7 protein-coding genes are annotated in these 9,607 nt (G+C 74.4%); 3 read left to right on the top strand and 4 right to left on the bottom strand.

Annotated features, from left to right (window positions below; all coding sequences use genetic code 11):
- Both GVV76_RS08325 and GVV76_RS08320 read right to left on the bottom strand, forming a co-directional pair.
- Positions 1-263, bottom strand: a 263-nt coding sequence (locus GVV76_RS08325) for a hypothetical protein (protein WP_159626342.1), incomplete at its 3' end; no start/stop codon positions are given.
- A 321-nt stretch (positions 264-584) separates the two neighbouring features.
- Positions 585-1,889: a cysteine desulfurase family protein gene (locus GVV76_RS08320; protein WP_159626340.1), complete on the bottom strand. Its 1,305-nt coding sequence runs from the start codon at positions 1,887-1,889 to the stop codon at positions 585-587.
- A 276-nt stretch (positions 1,890-2,165) separates the two neighbouring features.
- Here GVV76_RS08320 and nudC point away from each other — a divergent pair, with 276 nt between their 5' ends.
- Together nudC and GVV76_RS08310 are read left to right on the top strand one after the other, a co-directional pair.
- Complete coding sequence (nudC, locus tag GVV76_RS08315; RefSeq protein WP_159626358.1) at positions 2,166-3,290, top strand: NAD(+) diphosphatase; 1,125 nt, start codon at positions 2,166-2,168, stop codon at positions 3,288-3,290.
- A gap of 64 nt (positions 3,291-3,354) precedes the next feature.
- Positions 3,355-5,469 carry an ATP-dependent helicase gene (locus GVV76_RS08310; protein WP_159626338.1) on the top strand — a complete coding sequence of 705 codons (2,115 nt, stop codon included), beginning with the start codon at positions 3,355-3,357 and terminating at the stop codon, positions 5,467-5,469.
- Between the two features lie 8 nt (positions 5,470-5,477).
- Here GVV76_RS08310 and GVV76_RS08305 read toward each other — a convergent pair whose 3' ends face one another.
- Entirely contained in the window at positions 5,478-6,425 is a 948-nt protein-coding gene (locus GVV76_RS08305) for a thiamine biosynthesis protein ThiF (RefSeq protein ID WP_159626336.1), read from the bottom strand.
- 293 nt (positions 6,426-6,718) lie between these two features.
- Here GVV76_RS08305 and GVV76_RS08300 point away from each other — a divergent pair, with 293 nt between their 5' ends.
- Entirely contained in the window at positions 6,719-8,263 is a 1,545-nt protein-coding gene (locus GVV76_RS08300; protein ID WP_159626334.1) for a rhamnulokinase, read from the top strand.
- Between the two features lie 115 nt (positions 8,264-8,378).
- Here the strand turns inward: GVV76_RS08300 and GVV76_RS08295 are convergent, their stop codons facing one another.
- Positions 8,379-9,596 carry a YlbL family protein gene (locus GVV76_RS08295; protein ID WP_236263329.1) on the bottom strand — a complete coding sequence of 406 codons (1,218 nt, stop codon included), beginning with the start codon at positions 9,594-9,596 and terminating at the stop codon, positions 8,379-8,381.
- Positions 9,597-9,607: the final 11 nt, after the last annotated feature.

The following is a 9,607-nucleotide window of genomic DNA, read 5'->3' as shown; positions in this document are numbered from 1 at the left end:
ATCAGGCGCGGGTCGTCGGGGATCTCGGGCGCCATCTCGGCCCAGGGGATCGGGTCGGTCATCTCCCTGGGGCCCGTCAGGGGGTCGTAGCCGATGAGTTGGTCCCACCTGGGGATCAAGGAGGCTAGGAAGGGATCCTTGGCGGGGTTGGCCGCCGCCCAGTGGGCCCAGAACGCGATCGAGTCCTGATCGCTCATCGTCACCGGCGTCGCTTTGCCGGGTCTGGGATCGGGCGTCGTGTCGGGTTCTGCCAGCGCTGTCATCGGTTGCCTCCTCGATCAGGGCGTCCAGGCTCAGCTGGGCGAAGGTGCCTTCATTGTGGTGGGGGCCGGTGGGCGTCGGGGGTCTTCTCCTCGTCGGGGAGCGCCACGGATAACCCCATTCTGGCTCAGGGCACCGACATGAATAGGGACTCAATCCCCGGCGGGCACTGGCTCACGCGCTGACGCCCGCGGCGATCTGGGGCGCTCGTGGATCCTTAAGGGGTGGTGGGCCCGTGCGGGTCGTGGTGGGCTCGGCGGGTGTGGCGAACCGCGGCGTCGGCGGTCTCAGAACGGAGGCGCGGAAGCGCGCCCCACAGAGGATCAGTGGGCCCGATGCGCCCGTCGCGCCGTCCCCACCGCGGCGGGCAGGGCCGCCAGGAGGCGCTCGACGTCGTCGAGAGAGGTCCCCGCCCCCATGGTGCAGCGCAGCGTCCCCCGCGCCGCCTCCTCACCCAGGCCCATCGCCATCAGCACATGGCTCGGGCCGCTCACCCCCGCGTGGCACGCAGAGCCCGCCGAGGCGTCGATCCCCGCCATGTCCAGGGCCATGAGCAGCGCCTCCGCGCTCACACCCTCGAACCACAGATGCGCCGTCCCCGGCAGATGCGGCGCTCCCCCCGGCAGGGTCGCATGCGCGCCCGGGATCGCCAGCGCCCCCGCCAGCAGACGGGATCGCAGCCCTTCCAGGCGCTCCGCCTCCGCCTCCCGCTCCGCCACCGCCAACTCCAGAGCCAGTGCGAGCGCGCGTGCGCCCACCACGTCCTGCGTGCCTGAGCGCAGGCCCCGCTCCTGGCGGCCCCCGCCCATCGGCGCCGCCAGCTCCAGATCGCGCCGGGCCACCAGCGCCCCCACGCCCACCGGCGCGCCCAGCTTGTGCCCGGAGACGCTCACCGCGTCCAAACCCCAGCCATGAACATCCAGCGGAACCCTTCCCACGGCCGCCACCGCGTCGCAGTGCACCGGCACGTACCCCGGCCGCCCCGGGCGCGGCACGCCACTCGCCTCCCGCACCGCCGCGACGATCCCCGCCAGGTCCTGCACGGCCCCCGTCTCGTTATTCGCCGCCATGACACTCACCAGCGCCACGGGGCCCGCCGCGCCACCGCTTTCGGGACGGGCCGCGCCCCCGCCCTCGGGGCGGGCCGAGCCCCCGCCCGCCGGCGCCTCCCGCACATCCCGCGCCTCCCGCACCACCGCGGCCGCGGTCTCCGGCCGCACCAGCCCCGCACCGTCGACTCCTAGAACCCGCAGGCGCGCGCCCAGGCGCGCCCACGCCGTCCTGGCCGAATCCAGTACCGCCGGGTGCTCCACCGCAGAGACGGCCAGCACCCCACCCGGGACCGCCAAGGCCCGCCCCGCCACCACGAGCCCATCGGCCTCCGTCCCGCCAGAGGTCAGAATCACCTCGTGCGCGTCCACCCCCAGGGCCGCCGCGATCCGGCCCCGCGCCTCGGCCAGGCGCCCCGCCGCCTTCCGGCCCGAGCCATGCAGAGCCGCCGGATTCGCCAGCGCCCCGTCCGCCCGGCCGCCCGCCTTGCCAGCCATCTCAGCCATGTCCCGCGCCACCTGCTCGGCAACCTCGGGGCGCGTCGGCGCCGTCGCCGCATAATCGAGGTAGGTCCGCATGGAGGAACCCTAGAGGATCGCCCAACTCAGGCGCCCTGGAGGCCCTCAGGACGGCTCGCCGCTGCGCGGCCGACTCCGCGACCAGGCCTGGGGCGCGGCGCCCCACCTGTTGGGACCCGTTGGGCGGACGATCGGGGAAAGGCGCATGGTGGGCGCATGTCCTCCCAACCCGGCGCGCCCCGCCCCACCGCGCCTCATGAGACCGACCGGGACGCGCCGACCACGCGGCGCGCCCACCGCGCCCACCGCGCCCGACCCGCCTCCCTCGCGCTACCGATGCTCTCGCGCGGTCAGACCGACCGGGACGCCGCGCGCCGCGGCGAACCGGGGCTCCTGGAGCGCCTCGCCGCCGACCCCGCCACCCGGCTGCTCCTGGCCGATGCCCGGGGGCGCGCGGCGCTCGCGGCCCCCGCCATCCGCCCCGACCTGCCCCTGGATGGACTCACGCCCTTCGAGTCCGCGCCGGAGAGCCTGCGCCTGGCCGATCTGCGCGCCACCGACGCGGACCTGAGCGGGCTGCTCCTCATCTACCTCGGCCGCTCCCCACGCGGCGGCGCGGTGGGCGAGGGGGGAACGGGCGGGCCGGGGGAGGAGGCCGAGGGCGCCAGCTGGATCGCCGCGATCATTCCCGACGGCGCTCCCGCCACCACAGCCGCCGAGCCCCAGGACGCCGAGGGCGCCAGGCGGCCCCACGCCGACCTCGAGCGGATACTCGCGGCCAACCCGCTGTCCGCGTTGCGCGCCGTCGGCGCCGCCCTCGACGCCCACGACGCCGGGCTCGCCACCACCGCCGTTGCCCTGGCCGCCTGGCACGCCTCCGCCCCCCACTGCGCCGCCTGCGGGGCCCGCACCGAGCCCCACGAGGCCGGCTGGGCCCGCCGCTGCCCGCGACCCGGCGGCTGCGGGGCCATCTCCTTCCCCCGCACCGACCCCGCCGTCATCATGGCGGTCACCGACGAGCGCGACCGCATCGTCCTGGTCCACGGCGCCGCCTGGCCGCCCCGGCGCTACTCCACCGTCGCCGGGTTCATCGAGGCGGGGGAGTCCGCTGAGGCAGCCGTCGCCCGGGAGGTCGCCGAGGAGATCGGGCTGCGGGTCGAGGCGGTCGAGCACGTCGCCACCCAGCCCTGGCCCTTCCCCCGCTCCCTCATGCTCGGCTACCGCGCCCGCCTCGCCCCCGGCCAGGGCCCCGCGCGCCCCGACGGCGAGGAGGTCACTGACGCCGCCACCCTGTCCCGCTCGGAGCTGGCGCAGGCCGTGTCCGCCGGGGAGGTCATCCTTCCCGGACCCACCTCCATCGCCCGCCTTCTCATCGAGGACTGGTACGGCGGGGAGCTGCCCGAGGCGCCCGCGCGGAATGCCGAGGCTCGTCCCGAGGCGGGCGCGCCGCGGCGACCGTGAGCGGCGGGCGGATCGCGATAAGCGCCGTCGGAACGCGTCAGTGGGCCGTGGCAGGCTGTCCCCGATGACCAAGCCCAGCCCGACCCCCGACGCCCCCGGCCCCACCCAGGCCGGGCGGCCGCTGAGCCCCGCCCAGCTGCTCGACGCCCTCGACCCCGATCAGCGCGCCGTCGCCGAGCATGTGGAGGGCGCCCTGTGCGTGCTCGCCGGCGCCGGCACCGGCAAGACCCGCGCCATCACCTACCGCATCGCCCACGGCGTGGCCGTCGGCGCCTACCACCCCCACCAGCTCCTCGCCCTCACCTTCACCAAGAAGGCCGCGGGCGAGCTGCGCGGCCGCCTGCGCGCGCTGGGCATCGAGGGCGCCCAGGCCCGCACCTTCCACTCCGCCGCCCTCAGCCAACTCCGCTACTTCTGGCCCAGCGCCGTCGGCGGGCAGATCCTCCCCCTCCAGCCCGGCAAGGCCCCCCTCATCGCCGTCGCCGCCTCCCGCCTCGGCCTGGGAACAGACCGCGCCCTCATCCGGGACCTCGCCGCGGAGATCGAATGGGCCAAGGTCACCAACACCCTCCCCGAGGACTACGCCCAGGCCGCCACCGCGCGCGGGCGCGGCGCCGCCGGGCTCGACGCCGGCACCATCGCCTCCGTCCTCCACCTCTACGAGGAGGCCAAGAGCGAGCGCGGCGTCATCGACTTCGAGGACGTCCTGCTCATCCTCGCCGGCATCCTCGCCGAGCGGGAGGACATCGCCGCCCGCGTGAGGAACCAGTACAAGCACTTCGTGGTTGACGAGTACCAGGACGTCTCCCCGATCCAGCAGCGCCTGCTGGACCTGTGGCTCGGGCGGCGCCGCCAGCTGTGCGTCGTCGGGGACGTCTCCCAGACCATCTACTCCTTCGCCGGCGCCACCCCGGACTTCCTCACCGGTTTCGCCTCCCGGTACGACGGCGCCCGCGTCATCCGCCTCAACCGCGACTACCGCTCCACTCCGCAGGTCGTCTCCCTGGCCAACCGGGTACTCGCCCGCTCACAGCGCGGTTCAGGGGCGCTGCGCCTGCCCGCCGGAGCCGTCGAGCTCGTCGCCCAGCGCCCCAGCGGCCCCGCCGTCCGCTTCGACTCCTACGACGATGACACCGCCGAGGCCGCGGGCGTCGTCGAGCAGGTGGGGCGGCTCACCGCCGCCGGAGTACCCCTGTCCGAGATCGCCGTCCTGTACCGCACCAACTCCCAGTCCGAGGCCATCGAGCAGGCGCTGGCTTCCGCGGGCATCGGATACCTCGTGCGCGGCGGGGAGCGGTTCTTCGAGCGCGACGAGGTCAAGCGCGCCATGGTGCTGCTGCGCGGCGCCGCCCGCACCGAGGCCGCCACCCTCACCGGGGACGTCGCCCGCGACGCCCGGGAGATCCTCGCCCGCGAGGGCTGGGCCGAGCAGCCCCCCGCCGCCCGCGGCGCCCAGCGCGAGCGCTGGGACTCCCTCAACGCCATCATCTCCCTCGCGGACGAGCTCGCCCCCCGCCCCGGCTCCAGCCTCGACGCCCTCATCGCCGAGCTCACCGAGCGCGCCGAGGCGCAGAACGCCCCCACGGTCGACGGCGTCACCCTGTCCTCCCTCCATGCCGCCAAGGGCCTGGAATGGGACGCGGTGCTCCTCATCGGCGCCTGCGAGGGGCTCCTGCCGATCTCCCTGGCCGAGGGGCTCGCCGCCCTGGAGGAGGAGCGGCGCCTGCTCTACGTGGGCGTCACCCGCGCCCGCGAGCACCTCCTCATCTCCTACGCCCGCGCCCGTCACCCCGGGGGCCGCGCCTCCCGCCGCCACTCCCGCTTCCTCGACGGCATCTGGCCCACCGACGCCGGCACCGCGGGCAGCGGGGCGCGCCGTCGGGGCAGTGGCGGCACCTCGCCGCGCGCCCGCGCCAAGGAGGCCGCCGCCCTCTTCGAGCAGGAGAACGACCCCGCCACCATCGCCCTGTTCGAGGCCTTGCGCGCCTGGCGGGCCGAGGAGGCCAAGGGGCGCTCCGTGCCGGCCTACACGGTCTTCGCGGATACGACCCTGCGGTCCATCGCCGTCGTCAAACCGGGCACCCGACAGCAGCTCGCCCTCATCCGCGGCGTGGGCCCGGTCAAGATCGAGGCCTACTCCGAGGCCATCCTCGCCATCGTCCGCGAGCAGACCGGCTAGGGCCCGGCCTATTCCGATTCCAGCGCCGCGCAGGCGCACTCCGGATGCGGCAGCCACTGCCGCTCCAGGCCCAGGGGCTCGGCCCCGGAGATCTCCAGGCTGCGGCCCGCCCACGTCCCCGGCCCATCAGCCAGCGCCTCCAGGACCGTCCTCGCCACGAGCCCCGACGCCTGATGCGCCAGAAGCCGCTCGATGCGCGGCGCGGGCAGGCCGCGCTCCTGCGTGGCCACCACCGGCCACCGCGGGTCGGCGTCCCGCTCATGCAGATCGAGGCAGGCCGCGCACAGGGCCCGGCCCGGCTCCAGGAGCGGGCCGACCCGCACGCTCACCTCCCGCACCACCACGGGCAGATGAGGGGCGTCGGCCCGCGCCAGGCTCCGCGCCCGGATCGGGTCGATGAGATGCGGCTCCACGGTGAGCATGAGGTCGGGGACCGCGCGCAGCGGGGCCCGTCGCGCCGTCGTCGGAAAGGACTGGGCGACAGCGGCGTCGAGGGCCGGGTCCTCGGCCAAGACCGTGCCCACCCCGGCCTCGGCGAGGAGGGCGGTGGCCTCACGGGCGATCAGCCCCGGCGCCCCGTCGTCGAAGCGCCCCAGGACCGCCAAGCGGGCCTCACCCAGGCGACGGGCGCGCGCCGAGGCGCCGCCGGGGGAGCGCAGGCGCTCCCAGTACAGGAGGTCGTCGGCCTTGCGCCCCCCGCCCGGGAACGGCTCCTCATGCAGCATCCCGGCCTCGCGCAGCCTCCCCACGAGCTCGTGGGCGCGGCGCAGGGGCAGGCCGGCCAGGCGCGCTGAGCGGGACAGCGAGACCCGGTCGATGCCCTCGTCGAGGCGGTCGATGAGCCGCTGCTCCGCCGCGCTCATCCCCGTCAGGACGATGGCGTTGCCCGCCTCGGCTCCGATCTGGCACTCTCCGGGGCCCCGCCATAGGACGGGGGACGCTCCGCGCAGGCGCATGACGATGCTCTCCTCACGGCCGCCATGGGGACGGGGGACCGGTGAGCCGGTGGCGGGGCGGCCAGCATCAGCCTGGCACCCCAGGCGGCGTCGTGCCAGGGGGGCGGGAGAATCTGTGGAAAACCACCCGTCTCCGCAGGCTGAGAACCGGTTTCGATGCTGTTTTCGACCGGTCTCGGCCCGGGGGCGGGGCAGGTCCTACGACGGCGGGGCCGGCATCGGGGTACCTTGAGCGATGCGCCGGGCGGGCCGTACTGCCGACGCCTCCCGGGGCGCCAAGCGCAGGAGGAGACATGAGCAGCAGCACGCCGATCCGCATCGGGGCCATCGACCTGGGCCCATCCGCCGGAAGGGTCATCGTCGGCACCATCGACGACGGCCGCATCACCCTGACCGAGACGCGGCGCTTCTCCAACAGCGCCATCCCCCTGCCCACCCGCGCCGGTGAGCGCCTCTACTGGGACGTCCTGCGCCTGTGGAGCGAGATCCGCGAGGGACTGCTCGCCGCGGTGCGCGACATCGGGCCCCTGTCCGCCATCGGCGTGGATGCCTGGAGCGTTGACTACGGCCTGGTCGATGGCAACGGCGTTCCCGCCGGCATGGTGAGCGCCTACAACTCCCCGCGCACCAAAGGGATGCCTGAGCGCTTCTTCGCGGCGATCCCCGCTGGAGAGCTCTACCGCATCAACGGCCTGCAGGTTCAGGAGTTCAACACCGTTTTCCAGCTCCTCGCCGAAGACCTCGACGGCGGACTGCCCTCTCCCGGCAACGGCCTGCCCTCCCGGACCCTGCTCCTCCTTCCCGATCTCATCGCCTGCTGGCTCACCGGATCGATGTACGCCGAGGTCACGAATGCCTCGACCACCGGACTGGTGGATGTGAGGACCCGCAGCTGGTCCCGCCCGCTGGTCGAGCGCCTGCGCACCGACTTGGGCCTGGACCTGGTGGGGGTGCTCCCCGAGACGATCGAGGCGGGCGCCGTCGTCGGACCCGTGCGCCGCGATGCCCTTGAGGTCTTCGGGCCGGACGGCGCGCCCACGCCCGTGGTCGCCGTCGGCTCGCGCGACACCGCCTCCGCCGTCGTCGCCGTGCCCGCCCAGGGTGAGGACTTCGCCTACGTGTCCTGCGGGACCTGGTCGCATGTGGGGCTCGAGTTGGAGCGACCCGTGCTCTCCGAGGCCTCCCGGCGCGCCAACTTCACCAACGAGCTCGGCGTTGACGGAACCGTGCGCTACCTCAAGAACGTCGTGGGACTGTGGGCGCTCAACGAGGCCGTGCGCACCTGGGGGCGCCAGGGGCTCGATGTCTCCCTGGAAGACCTCGACGCCGCGGCCGAGTCCAGCGAGCCGCTGCGCACCATCATCGACCTCGACGACGGCTCCTTCCGGGCCCCGGGGGACATGGCTGCCCGCATCGATGACGCTGCCCATGCGACCGGGCAACCGCGGCCCCGCACGATCGGCGAGTACGCGCGGTGCATCAACGAGTCCCTTGCCCTGGCCTACCGGAGAGCCGTGCGCGAGGCCATGGCGCTGTCGGGCAAGCGGGTGGGTGTTCTGCACATGGTCGGCGGGGGAGTCCGCAACCGCCTTCTGTGCCAGTTGACCGCGGACGCCACCGGCCTGCGCGTGGTGGCGGGGCCCGTCGAGGCCGCCGCGCTGGGGAGCATCGCCGTCGCGGCCCGCGGCGTCGGGCTCATCGACGGCGACCTGGCGCGGTTGCGCTCCCTGGTGCGGGCCTCTTCGGAGATCGTGGAGTACGCGCCGAGACCCGAGGCCGCGGCCGCCTGGGACGCCGCTGAGCGCCGGGTCTTCGGAGAGCCCGAGCCTCAATCGTGAACCACAGCCCGGCGCGCGGGAGCGAGCGGCGGGCGCCTGTGGACGGGGACCCGGTCTCGGAGTTGTTTTCGACCGGTCTCGGAGTTGTTTTCGACCGGTCTCGATCGAGGGGTGGTCAGCGGGAGGCGACCGCTTGGCAGGTGGTGAGGGATGAGGTGTCGTCGGCGGCGATGCCCTCGGCGGCCTTCACGGCCTCATGCAGGTTGGACACCGCGTAGACCTCCATGCCCTCGGGCTCATGGCCCAGGACATCCCCGCAATTGCTCGCGGGGGCGAGGAAGTAGCGCGACCCCGCGGCAGAGGCGCCCGCCATCTTCTGGGCGATGCCGCCGATGGGCCCGATCTTGCCATCGGAGGAGATCGTCCCCGTTCCGGCGATGTCCTTGCCGCCGGTCAGATCCCCCGGGGTGATCTTGTCGACGATGCCGAGGGCGAACATCGAGCCGGCGCTCGGCCCGCCCACGTCCGACAGGGAGAAGGTCGCGCTGACATCCGAGTTCGCGCGCACATCGAGCATGACGCCCAGGAGCGAGCCCTCGCGGCCCGAGCCCTTCCCCGGGGCGAGGGTCGTCATCGTCAGGCTGACGTCCTGCCCGTCCCGCCTCACCACGACCTGGACCTCGGCTCCCGGCGCGATGGTCGTCATGAGTTCCTGGAGCTGGGCGTAGGTGGCCGGAGAGGTCGTCGTCCCGCCCGCGGGCGTGATCGAGCGGATGACGTCCCCGGCCTTGAACACGCCGTCGCCCCGCTCCTGGGAGGTCCCCCGCACGGTGAGCACCATAGAGTCCGCCAGCCCGGTCTCCATGAGCGCGGCGGTCACCGCCGCGTCCTGCGAGCTCGTCATCTGGGCCTGCTCCACCTCGTGCTGCTGCTCGGCGGTGACGCTCTCGGGGCAGACCCGGTCGCGGTCGAGCACGACCTCATCGGGGTCGAACCAGGCGTGGATGACGTCCAGAGCGGTCACCGGGTAGCCCGGGCAGCCGGAAACCGCCACCGTGGTCATCCGCAGCGCGCCCCGCGCGTGATAGGTCTCGGCGCCGGAGATGCTGATGAGCTCGGTGGACTGGCCCTCGGACTGGACGGTGCCGAGCACGTTCCAGGTGCGCCCCGGGCTCTCGATGACCTTCGGGACGGGGATCGTCGCCGCCGCGATGAAGGCCAGGACCCCCAGCGCCACCCCGGCCAGGAGCCAGCGCCAGGGGTGGGCGATGCGCGGGCGGCCCTCGGCGTCCTCAGGGGCGGCCCCCGCGTCCGGAGCCGCGGCGGTCGGCTCCTGGGCGGGTGAGTCGGAGGCGGGGAGCGTCGGGTCGGGATGCTCGGTCACGGGCCCCATCATGGCCCACG

The sequence above is a fragment of the Actinomyces sp. zg296 genome (assembly GCF_009829695.1).
GTDB lineage: Bacteria > Actinomycetota > Actinomycetes > Actinomycetales > Actinomycetaceae > Actinomyces > Actinomyces marmotae.
Note: the sequence above shows the minus strand (reverse complement) of the source record. Positions and strands in the feature narration are given on the sequence as shown.